Consider the following 21,161-nt stretch of genomic DNA (forward strand, 5'->3'; position numbering starts at 1 on the left):
TGCTCGAAGTAAATGTACTTTCGGTTTTTTTCGAGCAGAGCCACAACGGATTTTCACTTGCCTTGATATCAATGAATCTGGCAATGAGGGACCGCAGCTTCGTTGCTGCAAACCGATCGAAATTTTCTTGTTCACACCGAACAGCAAGCACCACCCTGCTCATTCCACCTCTGCTGGACTGCACCGATCATGAGGTCCGTGGGCGGGTACGAACGACACTCAGCACCGAGGAGTACCCGTGACACAGATACATGCTGCGACACACAAACATCGGGTGCCGGCGGAGCATCGTGTGCTCGGTCTCGACCGACGCACGTTTCCACCGGCACTCTTCGTCGTCGCGATCTTTCTCGTCTGGACCGTGATCCTCCCACGTGTCGACGCGGCCATCGGCTGGGATGACCCCGTTCTCGCCGGTGAGCAACTCGCGCTCACGGACTCCGTCGTCTTCACGCCGACTACCGGCTGGGATGTCGAGGCCGGCTTTCGTGTCGACGACGAAAGCCGTCGTTCCGGTGACGCCACCGTCGCTGGGAAGGGCGTCACCTTCCAGGTCTCGTCGGACACGTTCGAGGGCACTCCGGACGAATTGTTGGACCAAGTGGAGAAGGTCACATCCCGCACCGACGACCCGACCTTCAGGGTCGACGGCGACAGGACCACTCTCACCACGACGTCAGGCGAGAGCGGTGTCGCACAGCCCTACAGCAGCGTGACCGGCGACGGTGTGGTCGCAGCATTCGTCATCGCCGGCAGGGGTCTGAAGATCACCGCCTACGGTCCTCCCGCTCAGATGACCGCGGCCGTCGACAACATCCAGACCATGATCGCCAGTATCCGCACCGTCGACGGGAACAACCCATGACCGAGACCGGCACCGACACCACTAGCAGCTCCGGGGCCCGGCAACGGCAGGCCAGAGCAATGGAGGTCTCCGGGTGGGGTGAGCGCTTCCACTTCGTGAAACCCCACAATCTGTCCTTCTGGGTGTTCGTCGTGCTGACCGGAATCGGCGCGTTCCAGGTATGGGCGTACTTCGCGCCAAAGGCCGGGTTGTACGCCGACGCCTTCGCGATCTCGGCAGTGCTGTGCGGATTGTGCGGGCTGGCGTGGTTCGCCTGGTTCCGTCATATCGACCGATGGGAACGCCAACCGGGCCGACTCATCCTCGCCGCGCTCGTGTGGGGCGCAATTCCGGCCACCTTCGCATTCGCCCTCACCGCGAACAACGCAATGATCAGCATTTACAACAAGCTTTTCGGTCAAGTGTGGAGTGCCAACTGGGCAGCCGGAGCCACCGCACCGATCACCGAAGAGGCCGCGAAGCTCTGCGGATTCATACTCCTCATGAGCCTTGCCCCGCGATTGATTCGGACCGCGAACGACGGGCTGATCGTCGGCGCGTTCATCGGGCTCGGGTTCGCGATCTTCGAGGACTTCCTCTACGCCGCCAACTCCACAGCTCAGGCGTTCGGTACCGATCCGGTCGACCACGCCGTGCAGATGTCGTTCACGCGCATAGCGGTCAGCTTCGTCTCTCACCCGCTGTTCAGTGCCCTCGTCTGCACCGGTGTCATCTACATCCTCGGCACGGCGGCCCAGCCACGCCGGATCGGCCGCGGTGTGGCGTTCGTGTTGGTCGGAATGTTTCTGCACTTCACCTGGGACGACGCCGGCGGTCTCGGCCGAGGTGGCATCCTGACCTTCCCCGTCATGCTCGGCTCCATCGTGCTCGGGTTCACGGTCTTGACGATCGCGTTCCGGCGAGCAGCGCCGCGCGAGTACCAGTTCGTCCGCGACATCCTCGCCCCCGAGGTCGAAGCAGGAACCGTGACGGACGCCGAGGTCGACGGCATCCTGGACAAGAAAGCGCGAAAGGCATTCATCAAGTCCGCGCCCCACCACAAGTCGCGCCGAGCACGCAAGCACCTACGTCGGGCAATTCTCGACCTCGCCCACGACCTTGCAAACGACAACGGAGCCGACACCGAAGCCGTGCGTCACTCTCGCTCCGAGGTCGAGCGTCTGCGCGTCAAGGCCGGCTGACCGACAACCGGACCGGAACCAGGGCATGCAGGTCGTCACGGTGCCCCCGGTGCTACTGGTGCGCCACGACTTGCCCTCGCCCGGCTCATCCCAAGCAACACCAGTGCTGCCGCCGCAGCCGTGATGGCGAACCCCGCCACTGTGACTCCGGTTTGGAACGAGGCCGCTTGCTCGGCGCTCCACGTGGCACTCGAGATGTTGCCCGTGAAGAGCGCCGCGATGATGGTGCCGGTGACGGTGATCCCGACGCCGGTGGCGACCTGACTCGACGTGTCGACCATGGCGGCCCCGATGGTGGTGCGGCTCTCGGGGAGACCGGTCATGACGTTGGTACCTGCGACGACACCGACTATGCGCATACCTACCGCGACGAGGACGAGGGCAAGAGCGACCCAGACATAGCCGAATCGGCTACCTACGGCGAAGACCGCCAACCCGAGCACTACCGCCGCCGCACTCATCCAGGCGGCGTGGTTCATCCCCACTCGTCGCAGGAACGGCGCGACGAGGCGGCCGCTGAAGAGCAGCACGACGACCTGAGGGAGCATCCCTATCGATGCGAGGGCAGGCGACCATCTCCATACGAACTGCAGCTGCAGTGTGACCATGTAGCCGAGGCCGGCAACGGCGAGCCCGGACGCGGCTTTGTAGGCAAGACCGCTGGACACGAGGGGCAGCGCAACGAGTTCGAGGTCCAGGAGCGGGTACCTCGCCGTGCGAGCGCGGACGACGAAGACTGCTGCTGCGGAAAGGGTTCCGACAGTTGCTGCCCACGGCGTCCATGAAGCGGGACCCACCTCGACGAACAGGGTCGGCGCGAGGAGTGCCAGGACGATGGTGGCTGTGCCGAGCACCGCCCCAGCGACATCGAGGGGGTCGCGGTGCAACTCCTCTGGGAGGTCTTTCGCGACGCCCATGCGGATTCCGACGAACGCGAGAATCGCGATGGGTACGTTGATCAGGAGCAGGACCTGCCAGGGCGCGAAGGCGAGAACGAAGCCTCCTGCCGTCGGTCCGATCGCCAACCCGACCAGGCCGACTGTCGAAATCAGGGTGAGGGCTCGAACGCGTAAGGACTCCTGATCGAAGAGCCGAAACGCGAGCGCCATAGAGCCGGGGGTGGTCATGGCTGCGGCGACGCCCATCGCGGCGCGGACGGTGATGAGCTGCTCGGGAGTCTCGACGAGGGCGGTAGCCGCGCTGGCGAGCGCCAGCAATGTCAGGCCGACCAGCATTACTCGGCGCCGGCCGAATCGGTCTGCGATGGCGCTGAACAGCAGCATCAGTCCCCCGAAAACGACCGCGTACACACCGGAGACCCACTGCAACGCGGTGGTCGATGCACCGAGTTCACGCCCGATGGTTGGTAGGGCAACGTTGAGGATCGAGTTGTCGAGCATCTCGAAAAGAAACACTGCAGAAAGGCCGGCCAGTGCCACCGCGGCGGCTTTCAGCGTCTGCGGACGGTGCCGCGTCGAAGAGGTCTGCGCCTCGTCTGTGTTGGCTGGTCGCTCATTTTTCAGGCGCATACACGTCTCCATCCAAGGAGAAGTGGCAGCTCGGTGAGCGGCGTATGAACGGGGCTGAAGCCCTCGCTTTTACTTCCGGTGATCCGACTCTAACAGCCAGCAACAGGCAAAAGGAACCCGACTTCGTTGCTGGACTGCTGATCGGCGGCTAGTGCCGCGCCTACTCGCCATTGCGGTTCAAACAGCGAAATCATCTACACCGCAAGCTCTTCCGGATCACAGACCCCCGGAGGAGTGTTGCCCAATTTATTACGATGATCTAATATCTTGATCGTCGAGGTATTTGGGAGGTTCAGTGAGTCGGTTCAGTGATAGCCCCGCAGCCGAGGGATTCTTTTCGGCTTACGACCGTGTTCTGGCGAAATGGCCGCCGCCCATCGACGCCATCGACGTCGAATCCGACTACGGCACAACCCGAGTCAACGCCTCCGGACCCGTCGACGGACCTCCGGTGGTGCTGCTGCCCGGTGGCGGAGCAACCTCGACCGTCTGGTTCGCCAACATCGCGGCCCTGGCCCGAGAGAACCGGGTCTTCGCAATCGACCCGATGGGTGATCCCGGACGAAGCGTGGTCGGTGAGACACCGATCCGCACGGTCGATGACCTGATGTCCTGGCTCGATCACGTTCTCGAAACGCTCGATGCCCCGCGAACTTCGGTGGTCGGACATGGGTACGGGGCAACGGTGGCGCTCGCGTACGCGCTGCACCGACCGGAGCGCGTCGGCGCACTCGTCCTGCTGGATCCCCCTTCGTGTTTCGCCGGCATGCGCCTGGCGTACCTTCTGCACGCGGTGCCACTTCTGGTGCGACCGACTCGCGAACGTATGCGTTCTCTGATCCGGTGGGAAACGCAGAACGCGCCGGTCGACACCGACTGGCTCGATCTCACCGAGCGAGGCACCGACTTCCCGTCGGCGAAACCAGTGGTCCCACGGCGCCCCAAGGGAGATCGATGGGCGACGCTCTCCGCGGACGTCACCGTCGTCTTTGCCGGCGAGAGCAAGGTGCACAACAGTTCTCGTGCTGCCGACGCAGTCGGGAAGGTTCTCCCGAACGCACATACCGTTGTCCTGCCCGGCTGCAGCCACCACATGTTGCCGATGCTGCCCGCCGGGGAACTCGATGCCGTGCTACTGAGCGCCCTGCACTGACACCTGTTGTCTGGTCACCGCCAGCTGTATCCGAAGCAGCGATAGAGAGGGCGGGAACCCGCCGTTCTCGTTCACAACGCTGGATTCATACGAACTCCCGTGCTCCCAGTCGGTCTCGAAACGACACTGTGCAGATTTCGAGGGAGCCAAGGGCCGCGGGGACTTCTCCATTTTGCGTTCACCGACCGCCTCGCACTGTACGGTGACCGCGGGGATCGGTACGGCTAAAGAAGAATGTCGGGGGATCATGACTCTGTTCGGTGTGCTCGATCGCGTATTGACCAAACGACTGCCCCTGGAGCCTCCGGACGATCCCCACGCCGCGATCCTTCCAACCCCGATCGGCAACGACGCCTTCTTCCTCACCCCTCCCGGCATCGAGGACCTCGCACCCGGTGCGGTGATTCGGCAGCGCACGACCCGCGGTCTGGTGCCCCGGCCGCGAACCGCCCTGCATCAGTTCATGGTGCGATCTACCGACGCGCGAGGTCTGCCCGCCGGCGTCACCGCCTCGCTGCTGATTCCGAAGCGGCCGTGGACCGGGCGCGGACCGCGGCCCGTCGTTGCCCACAACGTGGCCATCGATTCCCTCGGAGCCAAGAGCACGCCGTCGTACCGGCTCGTGCACGGCGTCGGTGCCGACCTCCCGCCGGTGATGCCGCTCTGGCTCGCCCGCGGATACGCCGTCCTCGTCGCCGATCACCAAGGCCCGCGGATGTCGTACTCCGAAGGCACGATGGCCGGGCATGCCGTCCTGGACTCGCTACGCGGGATGACGGTCGTCGCCCCGGAGCTCGCCGACAGCCCCGTTGTGGCCTACGGCTACAGCGGCGGCGCGATCGCCACCACGTGGACGGCGCAACTGCAGCCGAGGTACGCGCCGGACGTGAGGTTGGTGGGCGCCGTCGCCGGTGGAACGCCCACCGACTTCTCGATGCTGCTGGACACCATGAACGGCACCGTCGCGGCCGGCCTGCTGGGTGCGGCGAGCATGGGTCTCGCGCGTGAGCACCCCGAGATGGTGGAGTTGTTCGGCCCGAAGGGGCTGCTGTTGGCCTCGTGGGTGAAGGACATGTCCGTGCTCCCCCTGGCCTTGGGTGGTTTGGTACGCATGCGAATCGAGGACTTGGCGTCCGAGCCCGACCCGTTCGACTCCGACATCGCGCGGCGGGTGATCGCCGCGAACCGTCCGGGCGCAGACGCGCCGTCGGCGCCGGTCGCGTTCTTCCACGGTTCCGCGAGCAAGTGGATCGGCGATCGCTTCATCCCCGAGGCCGGCGTGACTACCCTGATCGAGCAGTGGCGCAGCAAGGGTGCCGACGTGCACTACGAGCCCGTGGCAGGCGACCACTTCATCGGTGCCATGACCGGTCTGCCATTCGCGTTGCGTTGGACTGCAAAGCAATTCGCGGTCAGTGGTTCGGGTTAGCTCGCCGAAGCGACATAGCGCTGCGAGCAGGGAGAATATGGTGCCCCCAGTCGGACTCGAACCGACACTGTGCGGATTTTAAGTCCCTAGAAGTGGATTCAGGCGGACCCACATGGACGCCTTTTTCATTGTATTGCAACGCTTTTCGTTCATCTTCGACCAACACAGTCCAGGGACGAATGTACCCACTTGTGACACCCTCGTGATACCGAACTCTGCACACTGCGAGCGCCTCGGACCGCGCCAAACGAACACGGACCGCTGTGGAATGCGACGGACAAACGGTCGAGCTACCAAGGAGAGTGGCAGCGGATCCTGTGACACCGACAGCCAACACCATCGCCTCTTCTGTTCCGCCAACTACAGCACGAGCCTCGTAATCTGCACCCTGGTCTGAACGCTGTTAGCCGTCGTTCTGGGAGCCATCATCGGCAACCTCCCGCTCTTCTCCTTCGAATTCGAACGATAGGAAAGCCGTGGCTTCCCTGGCAATTCATAAACACGCTGATCTCCTCCCGATACTCACCAAGCACTCCTCGGCTTCCGGCGCTTCGGTGAACGAAATGACTTCACCGACATCGCGACGCAAAGCCTCAAGCACCTCGGACGGAGTCGCAGAGAACAACTCGCGTCGTTGATTGACCTGATTCACTAGCCGGGCCGCAAAGAGTCGGCGCAATTTCGCTTCCACCGAAACCGCTTCGTCCGCGAAGAACAGTGCGTGCACATCGAATCGGAACGGCACCAACGCATCTTAAAGCTTACACACCCAGTCCATCGGCTTCAGCCGGCGCAATCACGGGCGCAGCGACTAAGTTCCTGTGATCGGGCTGCGGACGCCGCGCTCCCACCGCATTAACGACTAATGCCAGCCTACCGAATCGACACGCCCGACGAGGTATGCACGATACGAGCGACTACGCCATCGACCGAGTTAGTGACTCCGCGTGTCCTGCACTGGTTAGGCAAGTTAGTATTTAGAGCTCAAATAGCACAATCTCTATAAAATTGGTCCTCTACGTGCTCCGTACCCAGTCCTGTGATGAGTCTTAGCTGGACATTACGGTATCTACGCTGATTCAGCTCTCTGAGCGCAGTGTTCATCGCTGCCACCGACGCCTCACCCCAGCGGCGTTGAGTTGTGGCCAAAATAATCTGGCTCGCATCAAAGATTTCAGCAAGTAAGACCTTCTTACGTGCTGTCCTGAGGCGATTTGACTTCGAATCAATGTCGTTTGATATTTTGACTTCGGCGACAAATACATCACCTTCAGACAAAGCCAATAGATCGAGCTCCGCAATGGATTTACCAGCTTTTTTCAACTCAAACTCAGAAGTGTCCACGTAGGCGAACTGGCGCGATGTTCGGGATCGAAGATGTTTGGAGAGTAGCATTGGGATATCACCGTTTTGTCGCATAAGGAGCACGGCTGTGGGATGCAGGTCGTAAAACCACTCCGGCTCATCATGCGGTATGCGCCAACGCGGTTGCTGCAGCGCATTTCTGTTACCACACCTGGGACACTCGTTTATACTTGCAAGTTTGTCAACTGGCTGGAACACCACGTGATTGCATAACGCACAGCCGAGAACTAGCCCTCGTCTCAGTAATCCCTTCGACAAGTGTTCGTCAAGTATTTCTCGTAGTTCTTCAGTTTCACCTGGGAAGCGTCGCGTCATCTCCCTGAACGTAAGGAACACACTATCTCGGACGATGCAACCGCCTCCGTCTGAAAACTCTTTTCGCGCGTTCTTCGCGTCCGCGATAAACGAGCGTAGCGTGGCCCTCATCTGTCCACTCATCGTGTCTACGATGCCTTCGCGTGACCCGAGCATCGTCGAGAGCAGTTCACCGTGCAAACCGGCACCGGACGACGAGACAGTATATCCATTTCCTGCAGCTTTAGACTCGGCCCAGGCGAATAAGCTAGGCTTTCGGACTTTTGGCCGACTCAACCGATCCTCCGGTGCTGCCCCTGCTGGAACGAATCCGTACGACGGGGCTTCGTATGACAGCCCCCGGCGGCCCGTCCGAATCCACGTATGAAGTGACGGCTCGTCGCGACTGAGCAGGGATTCAGCAGGCGTATACCTGCACGACGGATTCAGAGTCGCCGCGATATCGATATCCACGTGCCAAGAAAACTCGCGAATTTCGGCCAGCCTATTATTCAACAACAGAGGCGGGTTGGGTGCTGCAGCGAGTGTTACCGACCCTTGAGAATCAACCAGCACGGGCATAGTCGTGCTCTTGCTATATTGGTCCACGACCGCAAAGTGATACTTGCCTGAATTTGGGAAAATCAGGTCGACATCCAAACCACAAACCGATAGATCAGCATGAGAAAGACCCTTGTCGCTACTCGAACTGAACTGTGAAGCGCTGGTGACGACCGCATCACGAAAGTCCGCGACACGCTCTTCGTCGAGCGACACCGAGGTGACAATCCAGTCTTGCAAATCCGTGCGGCGATCCAGTTTGAGGAGATCGTGCAGACCTTCCAAAAGAGTCGCCGACGTGTCACTAACGCCACCTGCCCACCACTCTTCTGCGATCCAGAGACCCGCTCCGTAAGTTCGGTCCCATGCCATAGCAAGACAGAAGTCCTCGGGGCTATCGCCCACGACCAGAAGTCCGTTGTTTCGTATTGTGTCACCGGCTGACACATTTACTAACTCGGTCACTGACATGTCCCATGCGCTGGGTCCGTTCGTGGCACCCAAGGTGCGGGACGTGTCGAGGATGCGCGCCGGCGGAGCGATGGGATACGACCCGGGAGTTCTCACGAGCCACCTGACTACATCCGACTTTTCGTCGCCATTCAGTTCACAGCCAGGCTGTGAGGGCGCGTTCACCAGGCCGATGCGTGCGGTCGCCGCGACGCCGAGCGTTCCGTCGAGGTGCTCGGATACTCCGAACACAGACGGGTCCGATGTTGCTAGCACTGAGCGGAGTCCGATCAGCGGGCCTCGGTCAGAGGATTCGTGAATGGTCCGCACGCGCTCGTGAGTGATCTCCTCAGTTGGTGTCCGCCCACCAGTAGCAGGTGTGATGAGGCGGTACGAACCGACTTGGTCGACGAGGAGCTTTCTCGCAGTTTCGAGATTCTCGAACATCACAACTCGTTCGGCAAGCTCAGCGCCGAGACGATCAAAATCTTCACTGGCTATCCTAGATTTTTCGAGGGTCTCGCGGATGTGGCCCGGTTGCAATCGCTCGAGAGTTTGGTACGTCACCCCTAAGGTGACGACGTAGTCAGGGTCGTACGCTACTACCGCTGCCACCATGACGGGGCTGACGACATCCTCTTCGGTCGGCACGAGGATGAATCCACGACCACCCCATGTCACACATGCCGTGTGCATGGCTGTTCGTGCCCAAAAGTGCCAATCTGGGCCACCGGGGATGACTATCGCGACGCGGGGCGCCCTCAAGCCTGTGGATACAGTCCGGTGTTCAAGCGTGGCGGAACCTGACCCACCATGGTTTGCCATAAAGCAACTTACCCTTCTAAGCCGTGTGCTGTCGCGCACTTACGTTGTTCCGCCGGAACAATGGAACGTAGCTTCGAGCGCCAAGAATAGACGGCGTCGACGAAACGATGCTCGACCGAGTTCTCGGATCGGCCGGTCGCAGTCGACATGACCGGTGATGCCTACCAACTCGTGGCCTGCGCCCCCTGTATAAACGGACTACCGCGCTTCAAGCCGCGGACTGCCTGTTTTAGTCGATACGGGCCAGAGCTAGAGCTGTTCGACGAAATCGTCATAGCCCTCCGGGACAGAGGACCACGTTCATGCGCTCTCCACTTCTTCGAGACGCTCAAACTTTCGTCTGTACACGAGGGCTAGCGTCAGCAACACGCCAATGCAAAGGACAGAGTTTCTGAAACCGTTTGCAGTCGTGCGTAACTGATGCGAGTTGTCACGCGTAACCGACACGCACACTGCGTAACACCGCCGATGGCGCGCAATGCAGACGAGTAGCACGGCCAGAGATAGTGCCCCACGGGGCACTATCATCGACATTTCGCCGGAGGCGTCCACGCCGGCGGCTGCGAATTTACGTTTGTAGATCCATAAAATCGGGCGTGCCGTCCTCCCACACCCACGGCTCGGCGAGAAAAACGAGCGTCGCGTCGATTCGAAAGAGTGACTACGCTCGGTCGTGCAGCTTAGTTCACTGGTGCTGAGTCAAAGTAGTCCTCATAGCGTTGCCGCAAATTGTAGTAGGTCGCCGGGGCCGCGTTGCGCTGCTGCTCAGGGGAGAGCCCGAGCCTTTCCAGCATCACCAGGTGCAGCAGAGTTTTCGTTACGTAGGTCAACGCAGGTCTGACCTCACGTGGGATTTTCTCCATACCGTCCCATGATGAATGCCCAATCGCGTTGCGCGCATTGACCATCCAGGTAACCCACATGGCCTTGTTATGGAGTACTGTAGCAACGGCCTCGCTGTCGGGGATCGAGGCTAGCTCGCGCATTCGCGCCGCGAAGCCCGGCTGGTTGCGTTGAGTTGCTGAGAGTGCCCATCTCCGCACCGGGCCCTCGGGCAAGGCTTTGATGTAGGCCTTGAGTTCGTGGTGTTCCTGGTCAGAGATGCCGGTTGTAGTCGGACACAGAATTTGATGGATACCCTCGGCAGCAGATGCAACGTTAAACAGCTTGTTCTGAAAGTACCCGGGGCCACCGTAGTCGACGCTGAAAAGCACCGAACCCGACATCCCCAACTGCGCGCGCAGCGTGAGCCAGTCGGAAATGAACCGGTCCGGGACAGTGCCGAGCACGAATACCGGATGCCAACGACGCTCGATCACGTGCTCAGCCTTCATCCGTAACTGGACACGTATGCCTTCGCTGGTGGATAGGACAGCGGACTCGACCCGGCAGTCTGCACTGCCCGCCAATGTAAGGAGGTCTTCGAACGCCCGGATAGTGGTGTCGAAATCCATCCACCTACGGGGTTCATCGGACTCAATAACCAGCTGGACCTCGCTACCCACTCGACGCAAGCTGAGCTGCTCACCAGGACACTGGGGGTTGTTAATGTGATCGGGCAGCGGCGGTCGATCGTGTCCGCGGGTTGCCCAGTCGGTCAGGTTGGACAGGCTTACTGACACCCGACGAAAGATCTGATCGTCGCCGGAAGCGATGTGAGCGCCAATTAGCGCAGCATGCACGTACACCTCCTGGGTCGACTCCTCAGCGGACAGGACCAGACAGCCCAGTAGAGTTACTGGCGTGGCGTCGTCGGTTACACCCCACACAGTTATGTGGTTGCTATCGGTCTTAGGGACGACACGGCAACCGAGCTTTAAGCGCAAAGAACCGTCGTGAACGGTCGTGAGATCGCCAGCGCCGGTGTGGTCGCTATCGGATGGCATCCACCACTGCCCGTTGTCCACGATCACAGGTCCACCTCCGCCATAGGTCTAATCGCTCAGCCCGGACGGACTTCGCCGCTCACCCAGCTCGATAGCATGCCACCTAAGTGGCAACGACTCTGCATTCATGATCCAAATCCAGAGAATCCTCAACCGCAGACCGTCGCCGCTCTCGGTCGTCCCTACATGATGACTTGTGCGATGCCTTTGGCGCGTGAGAGTTGTCGACGAGCATCAGGCCAGCAGCGTTCCGGTGTGACGAATGCGGAAACCTCTTTCTCGCCCTGCTCAAGGCCGGGACAAACTGCGCTGTCCTTGGCCGACAGCCACCGATCAGGTCGAATACGACAGCTACCGCACCGGCAAGACATCCTGACGACAGCACTGGGATGTGTGGCGTGGTCGGAAACGTCACCTTCTTCTTGACCACGAACATCTGCTGGTACGTCTTCTGCCCTTTTGTCGTAGCGCGGCGGTAGCGTGACGGCGCGGCCGCCGCTGGGGCGTCCGTTTGGAGCGGAGGCCGTTTAGAGCGGACTTCAGCTAGGGGTGGTCGAAATGGTCTTTGGATCGAGATTGAGTAATTCCTTTGGAGGCGGCACCAGTGCACCGGGCGGGCCCCCGCCGGAGAGGCCAGCGTGGTTCAGCTCTGACCGAGATTACGAAGCTTTTCTGAAAACGACCAAGATGGATTTAGGCCCACAATCCATAACTTCGACCAGTATCGACGTCGACCATCTCGACGAGAACGGGCGCAGAACCTTGCTCGGCGGCTATGCACTACAGAGCACCCTCGAATTTGTCAGCAGGATGTTCGCGCAGCTTGATGACGCTGCCCTAAACTCGCGGACTAATGCCTGGGAAAAAACCCTCGTCAGCATGCTGACCGGGGAGTTCTCGTCCAAGGTCATCGAATCTGTGAGTAAGGGAAACGTACTGTTACCACCTGCCGCAGTAACTCAACTAATTCGTGAGGCCATTGAATGGTGCTCCATCACCGACGCTGCAACCACGGGAACCGGCAATACAATCCCTATCTTCGGAATCGACGACTTCGTGCTGTTGATGCTGTCGATCAACGGCGATCAGGAACGCCAAGACCTCCCCGACTTCTTTCGGACTTGGCCTCCCACGCAGGACGACCTGGAGCGATACAACGCGGCGATGGCAGTCGACGATGACATGGTTCGCGACGAGGCTCAGCGGCAAATGCTTTCAGATCTAGCCCGGATGCAAGCGAACGCCACCACAGTGCCAGATGTCCTACTTGGCGACGCCTACGATACCTGGTTCAAGAAGTGGCCAGAGTTGGCCCCGCACGACCTGATCGGCGACACCGCTATCGAGGCATTCGAACAGGCCACTGGGGTTTCGCTGACCGAATTCATTAAACTCGGACTCCAGCTTTGGACACGAACCAAGACTGGTGCCGTGACGCTCAACGCCATTGATTTTGCCCAGTGGGCTGATTCGCAGGCTGTCACCTTGATGAAAACTGCGGCTTCTCTCACTGTGCAGGAGTATCGAAAACGGCTCAAGGCCGAGCGTAAGAAGGGGTTGCTTGCGCACCGCCGCTATACGTTCGCCGAGCGGCCCCTTATCCGGTTTGGGGATGATGAGTATGTTGCTTTGCGACCTGTTTGGGTGCTTGATCGCCTTTGTGGCTCGCAGCTGTACTGGCAAACCTTCTTTGCTTTCGGCACCGAGAAGGATCCGCGTGGCGAGCAGTTCAGCCTGGCCTCGAACTATGTCTTTGAAGACACCATCGGATACCTTCTTCGTCGAGCGACTCGAAGAGCTCGGCCGACGATCAAACTGATTACCGAGCGGGAGATGCAGCAAGCATGGAAACAGAGGGGCGACAAGCCGTCCGTCTGCGACTGGGTACTGGCTTCCGGCAAGTACTGCCTCTTGGTCGACGCCACCAATCACTGGCTGGACGAGAAAGCAGCGCAGGGCTTTGCTGATGCCGAGGACTACACCGCGGATCTCGAAGACACATTCGTCAGGAGGAAGTTTCTACAGCTGAGGTCAACAATCGAGCTGCTTGCTCAGCATGGCTGGGAGGGCCGCACCTTCGACGAGCAGACGGTATTCGTACCCATGGTCGTTGTGCCGAACGGAGGTATTCCGCCGAATGTGCTCTCTGATGTTGACCTCAAGCTGCGGTCACACTCCGTCCTCGGGGAGCTCGGCAGGTTCGTAACATCGCCTGGAATCTTGACTTACAGCGAACTTCAAGTCTTCGAGGGAGTGTGCGAACATCGCGGGCCGCAGCTATTCGTCGAAATCCTCGCACGCTGGCGTCTGATGTGCACTGGGGGGGATGCCAGTTCGGCCTCAAACCTTCCTCGATATTTCTGGTGTTGATCGACCGATGGGCAAGTACCCGACGATTGCGCGATCGATGCTTATGCAAAGGCTGTAGACGCACAGGCAGGCACCATTATTCTGGTGCCAAACCACTTAGCGTGCTCGAAGAAGCTAGGAACCGCTTCGCAGGTAGCGGGCGAACCCGAAGACGTAGACGTCCTCAAACCGACTCCTGGTCTACAGACCGATTTCGTTGACGGCGTTCCCGACGCGGGGTGCATGTTCGCGACGGTAGACCTCCACCGGAGTCGAGGCTGGCGTGTCCGGTTTGGCGGGCGATGGCTGGACCGCCAGCGCCGTTGCGGGTGCCTTGGGCGACGAAACCAGCTCGTAAAGAGTGTCCGCCGAGTTTGGCCAGGCGTGGTCATAGCCCGCGTGCTCGGCGCGGCGTCGGATGGTTCGGTGGATCGCCGCCCCGCACAGCACTGTGGCGCCGAGGTTGCCGTTCTTCGCGATCGCCCTCAGCAGCGGTGCGCGGGCGGCGGTCCGGGGAATTCCCATGGCAGACGCGGTCGGTGAACGGTGCCGGCTTCCGTAGCGGCCGGGTGATCGAGGGGCGGCCACCGGTGTCGAACGCGGCGAAGATCTGTGTACACCGAACACCGGACATACGCGCAGGGCGGGAAGGTCTCGTGGGAGTCGGTGAACGGCAGCGCCTTGACCGCTTCCCTGCCTTCTTGGTCGGCCTTCGACTTTCGTAGCTGCATGTGCAAGCCGTCGTGCCGATGCACGGTCACGTCCCCGCATGAAAGTTCCGAGAGCTCGCTGCGCCGGAAGGACCCAGCAAACTCCGTAGCAGAATCGCCGAGTCGCGGCGTTCGAGGACATCGTCGGCATGTAGCGATCCGATGTGAACGAATCGAAGGTCTGGCAAGTCCACGCACGTCGATTCACGACCATCTGGATGCTCACGAGGCAGTTGTGACAACGTTGTGACACCGAGACCGAACGCCACAGAGCTCGAAGCCTCTGACCTGCGGAAACGAAATTTTTGACCTGCGGAAATGTCGATTACCGCGGATCTGAAATCCGCTGTCTCGGTTGTCCACTCAAATCCGTGGTAGACCGCCGAAGTCCACGCTACCACCCGAAAAGCACTGTCCTAGTCCAGAAATCTGGATCCATATGGACTCCGGTGCCCCCAGTCGGACTCGAACCGACACTGTGCGGATTTTAAGTCCGCTGCCTCTGCCAATTGGGCTATAGGGGCCACCGCCGGAGGTTCGCTCCGGCGGTGACGATCATATCGGGCTGCTACTGCGCCGGGATGACCGGCGGCACGAACTCGAAGGTCATGCCGAGTAGCCATACGAGCAGCAGGACTACCGGGAAGTGAAAGATGAACTGCAGGAACGTGAATCCGATCAGATCGCGCGCTCGCAGACCCAGTACGGCCAGCAAGGGCAGCATGAAGAACGGGTTGATCAGGTTCGGCAACGCCTCGGCGACGTTGTAGATCTGGACGGTCCAGCCCAGATTCATCTGCACATCGGTGGCCGACTGCATCACGTACGGCGCTTCGACGAGCCACTTGCCACCGCCCGAGGGAACGAAGAGTCCGAGTACAACGGTGTAGATCGCGATGACCACCGCGAAGCCTCCACCTGACCCGATCTCGGTGAAGAAGGTCGCCAGATGCTCGGAAATCGTGATGCCTCCCCGGCCCTCCGCCTCGGTGAGCATGGCTGCCATCGCGGCGTAGAGCGGGAACTGCACCAGGATCCCGGCAGTAGCGGGCACCGCCTTGCTGACGGAATCGAGGAAGCGCCGCGGGGTGCCGTGCAGCACCAACCCGAGCATCAGGAACACCAAGAGGTACCCGTTGAGGCTGCTGACCACCGACAGCACCGGCAGCGTCAACAATTGGGAGACAAGCCATCCCAGCGTCATCGCACCAACGAAGAGCGGAAGAATTCGGCTGTACTCGAGCCACTCCCCCGGTCGACTGCGCGGAGCAGGCTCCGACACCGTGTCGTCGAGATCGACCTCCATGTCTGCGGCAGTCTTGATCGCGGCACCCTTGGGAGCCGACACATGCGCGATGACGACCGTCAGAACGATGATGATCACGCACATCAACAGCGACTGCCACGTGAAGATGGTGGTGCCGAAGTCGAGTACACCGGTGACCGAAAGCAGCGTTGCCGGAAGCGAACTGGCCGTCGCCTGTAGCTGCGCAGCCGAGGACGACATTCCCAGCGCCCACACCGCACCGAGTCCCATGAACGCAGCGGCACCCAAGGCCCGGTAGTCCACGCGGAGATCGTCACGCCGCGCGATGGCACGGGCCAACAGTCCCGCGAAAACCAGCGATAGCCCCCAGTTGAGGAACGACACCGAGCAGGACAGCAGCGCCACGAAACTCACTGCGCTACTGGAGCTCTTGGGCACCTGCGCCAATCGAGTGATGAGCCGAGCGACCGGTGGAGAGGTGGCCACGACGTAACCGGTGAGAACGACCATCGCCATCTGCAGGGTGAAGGCGGTCAGGTCCCAGAAGCCGTTTCCGAAGGCGTCGACCACATTCTGCGGAGACGACCCGTTGGCGAAAGCAGCGACAGCCACGACCACCACGCCGACGAGAGCGAAGATGTAGGCGTCGGGAAACCACTTCTCGGTTCCCCTGGCGAGCATCTGCGCGACGCGCGCCAAACCTTTCTCGGCCGGCGCCTGGTCGGCCGGAATCTGCTCGGCGGGTGACGTCATCGGTGGTCCTCACCTCGAAGGGAGCCGTGACGTGGGCCACAGCACCTGTAAGGCTTCACCGAATCATGCAGTGATGCAACCTACATCGCCGCAGACCGCATCTGCAGAATTGCAGATCAGATCCTGATGGACATCGCGATGCCGTCGAGGATGTCGTGTTCACTCACCGTCAACGAGCTCACAGCACCCCGCCGCTCGAATTCCTCGGCCAGCACGCTGCACACAATTGCGCCGCCGCCGATGACGTCGACCCGTCCGGGATGCATGGGGCCCAACGCACTTCGTTGCGTATGAGTCATGCCGATCAGTCGCTCGCACACCTCGAAGAGCTGATCGAACGGCACTCGCGAGAGGTGCACGGCGTCGGCGTCGTACTCGGGCAGTTCCTTGGCGATGGCGGCGATGGTGGTCATCGTGCCGGCAACCCCCACCCAGCTCGACGCGTCGCCGATCGACACTTCCTCGAACGCCTCCGCCAACTTCTCGCGGGCGTACTCACGCGCACCGTTGATCTCGTCCGCGGTGGGAGGATCCGAATGCAGGAAACGCTCGGTCAGGCGCACACACCCGATGTTGGCCGAGAACGCGGCCTTCACTCCTTTGGCGTCGCCCAGCACGAGCTCGGTCGAACCGCCGCCCAGATCGACAACCAGGAAAGGTCCTGCAGCAGAGTCGAGTTCACCGACAGCGCCGGCGAAGGACAACCGAGCCTCCTCGTCGCCGGTGATCACCTCGGCCTCGGCACCGGGGATGACTTTGCCGAGTACCTCGCGCACCATCGAGAAGAAGTCCTCGCGATTGGACGCATCACGTGTGGCCGAGGTGGCGACCATGCGCACTGCGGTGGCCCCGGTCTTGCGGATGATCTCGGCGTATTCGACCAGCGCCACCCGGGTGCGCTCGATGGCCTCGGGTACGAATGCTCCGGTGGCGTCGACTCCCTGGCCGAGTCGCACGATCCGCATCTCACGAGCGACGTCGGCGAGGGATTTGCCGTTGTTGTCGGCGACGAGCAGGCGGATCGAGTTGGTGCCGCAATCTATTGCTGCAACCCTGGTCATGATTTCTCCGCACGTAGTTCTTCGATGGTCGGCCAGTCGGCCGGAATAGCTTTGCCGCGCAACGAGTTCTCGGCGGCCAACGCAACCGACTCATCACCCAGCGGGTTGACGCCCGGACCCTTGGCCAACGAGTGCGCGATCAGCACATGGAGGCACTTGACCCGATCGGGCATGCCGCCACCGGTGAAATCGGTTCCGAGAGATTCGATCTCGTCACGCTCGGCCAGATAGGACTGATGGGCGCGCAGGTATGCCGCAGCCAATTCCGGGTCGGTACCGAGACGTTCGGTCATCTCGCGCATCACGCCGGCCGATTCCTGCCGGCTCGCCTCGGCCGTCAGCCGGGGGTCCGTCAAGTAGAACAGGGTGGGAAAAGGCGTGCCGTCGGGCAGCTTCGGGGCGGTTTTGACCACACCCGGCCTGCCGTCCGGCGATCTGTACGCGATCTCGAGTACGCCACGCGGTTCACGTCCGAGTTGCGATGCGACCGCATCGAGATCTTCCTGCGAGACTGCCGAGGAATTCACCCGACCGGTCCTCCTTCTGGTTCTGGCACCGGCGGCACGGCCGGTGCGGGTTCTGGCTGTACGACAGGCATCGGTGCAGACGTCGGCTCCGGGGGCTCGTCCGATCCCTGTGGCTGGACCGCGGTGTTCCACAATTCGGTGTACCACGGTCCCTTCGGAGTGTTGTCCACTGCGAGGTCCTCGGAGCTCGGCGAGTAGTCGCCGGGCAGCTGGACCTGATAGGGCGTCTCCCCCGGCATGACGAACCGCAGACGTTCGCGAGCGTCGGCCGCGATGCGGGACGGCTCGTCGAGTTGAGACTTCTGAACCTGCAGGCGGTTCACGTCGTCTTGCAGCGCCTGCCGTTCGGCCAGCACGGATTCGAGCTCACTGCGTTGCGAGAAGTAGGTGCGCAGCGGCACGGCCAGCGTCAACGCCAGCGCACACACCACGACACCGAGAATGACGGCTCGTCCGGTGGACAGTCCGAAGAACGTCCGCTCGGGCATCTTGGGCCGGCGAACACCGACGCGTCGAGGCGCAGCCTTGCCGCCGACCACCGCGTCGCGCACCTGCTCGGAGGGTTCCGGTGGGGTGGCCTGTCGGCCGGAGGCGTTCGCGTCACGCGAGACGCCCCCGGCCTTGGACCGACTCGAAGAGGAGGAACGGCCGCGGGGTCGGGGATCACGTCCACCTGGACTGGTCCCGGACCTGCCGCGCCGTGCCATCATTGACCTCTCCACTTCGTGTCATACGAGCCTGTTCGCTATCCCTCGTAATTGAACCGGGGGAAAGACAACTCGCCGGCGTAACGCGCCGCGTCGCCCAGAGCTTCTTCGATACGCAGCAACTGGTTGTACTTGGCGACGCGCTCGCTTCGAGCCGGAGCACCGGTCTTGATCTGGCCGCTGCCGACGGCAACTGCCAGGTCAGCGATGGTGGTGTCCTCGGTCTCGCCGGACCGGTGGCTCATCATCGTCTTGTAGCCGTTGCGGTGCGCGAGATCGACTGCGTCGAGGGTCTCGGTGAGTGTGCCGATCTGATTGACCTTGACCAGCAGTGCGTTGGCCGCACCCTTGACGATGCCGTCTTCGAGACGCTCGGGGTTGGTGACGAAGAGATCGTCGCCGACGATCTGCACCTTGTCGCCGATGGCCTCGGTCAGCGCAACCCAGCCGTCCCAGTCGTTCTCGTCGAGCGGATCCTCGATGGAGACCAGCGGGTAGGCGTCGACGAGCTCGCCGTAGAACGCCGACATCTCCTCGGCTGACTTGGTCTCACGCTCGAAGGCGTAGCCCGTGCCTGCGGTGTAGAACTCGGTGGCCGCCACGTCGAGAGCGAGCGCAACGTCCTGACCGGGCTTGAGGCCGGTCTTGCCGATGGCCTCGAGGATGAGGTCGAGGGCAGCCTTGGTGCCGGCGAGGTCGGGAGCGAAGCCGCCCTCGTCGCCGAGGCCGGTGCCCAGGCCCTTGGCCTTGAGCACGGCCTTGAGTGCGTGGTAGACCTCCGCACCCCAGCGCAGCGACTCCTTGAAGGTCGGCGCGCCTATGGGGGCGATCATGAATTCCTGCACGTCGACGCCACTGTCTGCGTGCGCGCCACCGTTGATGATGTTCATCATCGGAACGGGGAGGATGTGCGCGTTGGGGCCACCGAGGTAACGGAAGAGTTCGAGTCCGGTGGACTCGGCAGCGGACTTCGCGACCGCGAGCGAGACACCGAGCAGGGCGTTTGCGCCTAGGCGAGACTTGTCGGGCGTGCCGTCCAGATCCAACAGAGCCTGGTCGACGGTGCGCTGCTCGATGGCGTCCAGGCCGATGACGGCGGGAGCGATCTCGTCCAGCACTGCATTGACGGCCTTCTCGACACCCTTGCCGCCGTAGCGGTCTCCGCCGTCACGAAGCTCGACGGCCTCGTGCTCACCGGTGGATGCACCGGAGGGAACGGCGGCGCGACTCAGCGTCCCGTCGTCCAATGCGACCTCGACCTCGATCGTGGGGTTGCCACGAGAATCGAGGATTTCGCGCGCTCCGACCTGCTCAATGATGGCCACGAATGCTTCTCCTATAAACGGGTACCGACGGACTGTGCCGGGTGCAAGACTAACCGCTCCCCTGTGATGTCCGCGATGCATGGAGGTCCTACGGCCTGGTGCCCACCGAGTACGCGGCCGCACGATCGCGCACATCCCGCAGATACTGACCCGACAGGTTGTAGGCCATCAACGCCGTCTCCCAGCCCTGCGCGGTTCGCAGATCACCGCCGCGCGCACACAGGTATCGAGCAGCGGTCAGCGCGGCGTCGTCGATGTTGTCGGGATCGGCGACGCCATCGCCGTTGGCGTCGACACCCCACTTCTTCCACGTCTCGGGAATGAACTGCATGGGGCCCATGGCCCGGTCGAACTCGGTGTCACCGTCCATGACGCCGCCGTCGGTGTCCGGAATCTCGGCGACGCCCGGTCCGCCGTCGAGAGGAATCCCGCGGATCGGCGGTGCGACGAGACCGTCGGGCGCGACCGACGAACCCTGGTAGGTGCCGTGCCGACTTTCGATGTAGCCGATTCCGGCGAGCGTCGTCCATGCGATTCCGCAATCGGCATCTGTCTCGGTCATGATCGCGGCCGCGTGCCCGTACGAGGCCAACGCGGTCACCGAAATGCCCAACGCTTCGGTCTGTGGTTCGGCCCAGGCGAGCAACAGATCGGCCGTCCGCCCGGGCGCGTTGAAATCGATGGCCGGCACTTCGGTGCCGGGTCCGGGCGGGATGCCCTCGGGAATCTCGCGCTCGGGTTCGCCGGTGCCGCACGCCGTCAACGCGAGAAGGACCGACGCTGTGGCGAGCACGCAGATACGGGAGATCACCACTCCATCCTGCACACGCAAGGTAATAGAAAGCTAAAGACGGAGATAACCCCTGGTCAACGCGTATTCGAGCCGGGTTGCAGGGTGTATGTTCTGGTCAGCCCTCACGCATG

Annotated in this window: 15 protein-coding genes, 1 tRNA gene and 1 pseudogene; 5 read left to right on the top strand and 12 right to left on the bottom strand. The window is 61.7% G+C overall.

Annotated elements, in window-relative coordinates:
- Window positions 1-238 precede the first annotated feature (238 nt).
- Both QM615_RS06205 and QM615_RS06210 read left to right on the top strand, forming a co-directional pair.
- Window positions 239-865, top strand: coding sequence for a hypothetical protein (locus QM615_RS06205; protein WP_149405194.1), 627 nt, complete (start codon window positions 239-241; stop codon window positions 863-865).
- Window positions 862-2,046 (top strand): PrsW family intramembrane metalloprotease, encoded by a 1,185-nt coding sequence (locus tag QM615_RS06210; RefSeq protein WP_149405193.1) that lies wholly within the window; start codon window positions 862-864, stop codon window positions 2,044-2,046. Before QM615_RS06205 ends, QM615_RS06210 begins: the two co-directional genes overlap by 4 nt.
- A gap of 35 nt (window positions 2,047-2,081) precedes the next feature.
- Here the strand turns inward: QM615_RS06210 and QM615_RS06215 are convergent, their stop codons facing one another.
- Entirely contained in the window at window positions 2,082-3,575 is a 1,494-nt protein-coding gene (locus QM615_RS06215) for an MFS transporter (protein ID WP_149405192.1), read from the bottom strand.
- A 295-nt stretch (window positions 3,576-3,870) separates the two neighbouring features.
- Here QM615_RS06215 and QM615_RS06220 point away from each other — a divergent pair, with 295 nt between their 5' ends.
- Together QM615_RS06220 and QM615_RS06225 are read left to right on the top strand one after the other, a co-directional pair.
- Complete coding sequence (locus QM615_RS06220) at window positions 3,871-4,728, top strand: alpha/beta fold hydrolase (RefSeq protein WP_262498264.1); 858 nt, start codon at window positions 3,871-3,873, stop codon at window positions 4,726-4,728.
- Between the two features lie 247 nt (window positions 4,729-4,975).
- The gene (locus QM615_RS06225) at window positions 4,976-6,157 is read left to right on the top strand and encodes a lipase family protein (protein WP_149405191.1); all 1,182 of its coding nucleotides are present in this window, start codon (window positions 4,976-4,978) and stop codon (window positions 6,155-6,157) included.
- Window positions 6,158-6,650: 493 nt separating this feature from the next.
- On the opposite strand, the gene QM615_RS06230 is transcribed toward QM615_RS06225, so the two are convergent.
- The 3 genes from QM615_RS06230 to QM615_RS06240 all read right to left on the bottom strand — a co-directional run bounded on the left by QM615_RS06230 (window position 6,651) and on the right by QM615_RS06240 (window position 11,565).
- The gene (locus QM615_RS06230) at window positions 6,651-6,902 is read right to left on the bottom strand and encodes a GIY-YIG nuclease family protein (RefSeq protein ID WP_283347120.1); all 252 of its coding nucleotides are present in this window, start codon (window positions 6,900-6,902) and stop codon (window positions 6,651-6,653) included.
- 239 nt (window positions 6,903-7,141) lie between these two features.
- Window positions 7,142-9,478 carry a hypothetical protein gene (locus QM615_RS06235; RefSeq protein ID WP_283347121.1) on the bottom strand — a complete coding sequence of 779 codons (2,337 nt, stop codon included), beginning with the start codon at window positions 9,476-9,478 and terminating at the stop codon, window positions 7,142-7,144.
- Between the two features lie 854 nt (window positions 9,479-10,332).
- On the bottom strand, window positions 10,333-11,565 hold the full coding sequence (locus QM615_RS06240) for an ApeA N-terminal domain 1-containing protein (RefSeq protein WP_149405189.1): 1,233 nt from the start codon (window positions 11,563-11,565) through the stop codon (window positions 10,333-10,335).
- A 531-nt stretch (window positions 11,566-12,096) separates the two neighbouring features.
- On the opposite strand from QM615_RS06240, the gene QM615_RS06245 reads away from it, so the two are divergent.
- Window positions 12,097-13,908, top strand: a complete 1,812-nt coding sequence (locus tag QM615_RS06245; protein ID WP_262498263.1) for a hypothetical protein — start codon at window positions 12,097-12,099, stop codon at window positions 13,906-13,908.
- Window positions 13,909-14,088: 180 nt separating this feature from the next.
- On the opposite strand, the pseudogene QM615_RS22435 reads toward QM615_RS06245, so the two are convergent.
- The 8 genes and pseudogenes from QM615_RS22435 to QM615_RS06285 all read right to left on the bottom strand — a co-directional run.
- A pseudogene (locus QM615_RS22435) lies at window positions 14,089-14,746 on the bottom strand (site-specific integrase); the annotation flags it as partial.
- Between the two features lie 301 nt (window positions 14,747-15,047).
- Window positions 15,048-15,121 (bottom strand) — tRNA-Leu (locus QM615_RS06255).
- 44 nt (window positions 15,122-15,165) lie between these two features.
- On the bottom strand, window positions 15,166-16,617 hold the full coding sequence (locus tag QM615_RS06260; protein WP_149405188.1) for a short-chain fatty acid transporter: 1,452 nt from the start codon (window positions 16,615-16,617) through the stop codon (window positions 15,166-15,168).
- Between the two features lie 116 nt (window positions 16,618-16,733).
- On the bottom strand, window positions 16,734-17,678 hold the full coding sequence (locus QM615_RS06265) for a Ppx/GppA phosphatase family protein (protein WP_149405187.1): 945 nt from the start codon (window positions 17,676-17,678) through the stop codon (window positions 16,734-16,736).
- On the bottom strand, window positions 17,675-18,205 hold the full coding sequence (locus QM615_RS06270; RefSeq protein ID WP_032404265.1) for a DUF501 domain-containing protein: 531 nt from the start codon (window positions 18,203-18,205) through the stop codon (window positions 17,675-17,677). The genes QM615_RS06265 and QM615_RS06270 overlap by 4 nt, the downstream gene beginning before the upstream one ends.
- Complete coding sequence (locus tag QM615_RS06275) at window positions 18,202-18,756, bottom strand: FtsB family cell division protein (RefSeq protein WP_262498262.1); 555 nt, start codon at window positions 18,754-18,756, stop codon at window positions 18,202-18,204. The genes QM615_RS06270 and QM615_RS06275 overlap by 4 nt, the downstream gene beginning before the upstream one ends.
- 194 nt (window positions 18,757-18,950) lie before the next feature.
- Entirely contained in the window at window positions 18,951-20,237 is a 1,287-nt protein-coding gene (eno, locus tag QM615_RS06280) for a phosphopyruvate hydratase (RefSeq protein ID WP_149405186.1), read from the bottom strand.
- 88 nt (window positions 20,238-20,325) lie between these two features.
- The gene (locus QM615_RS06285; protein ID WP_094639811.1) at window positions 20,326-21,048 is read right to left on the bottom strand and encodes a lytic transglycosylase domain-containing protein; all 723 of its coding nucleotides are present in this window, start codon (window positions 21,046-21,048) and stop codon (window positions 20,326-20,328) included.
- Window positions 21,049-21,161 lie beyond the last annotated feature (113 nt).

Origin of the sequence: Rhodococcus sp. IEGM 1341, assembly GCF_030056895.1 — a bacterium.
In the GTDB taxonomy this organism is placed as follows: domain Bacteria; phylum Actinomycetota; class Actinomycetes; order Mycobacteriales; family Mycobacteriaceae; genus Rhodococcoides.

Excerpts from the sequence above, each read along its gene's own strand:
- QM615_RS06245 (WP_262498263.1), top strand. The coding sequence starts at position 12,097 with ATGGTCTTTGGATCGAGATTGAGTAATTCCTTTGGAGGCGGCACCAGT.
- QM615_RS06260 (WP_149405188.1), bottom strand. The coding sequence starts at position 16,617 with ATGACGTCACCCGCCGAGCAGATTCCGGCCGACCAGGCGCCGGCCGAG.
- QM615_RS06265 (WP_149405187.1), bottom strand. The coding sequence starts at position 17,678 with ATGACCAGGGTTGCAGCAATAGATTGCGGCACCAACTCGATCCGCCTG.
- QM615_RS06210 (WP_149405193.1), top strand. The coding sequence starts at position 862 with ATGACCGAGACCGGCACCGACACCACTAGCAGCTCCGGGGCCCGGCAA.
- QM615_RS06215 (WP_149405192.1), bottom strand. The coding sequence starts at position 3,575 with ATGCGCCTGAAAAATGAGCGACCAGCCAACACAGACGAGGCGCAGACC.
- QM615_RS06225 (WP_149405191.1), top strand. The coding sequence starts at position 4,976 with ATGACTCTGTTCGGTGTGCTCGATCGCGTATTGACCAAACGACTGCCC.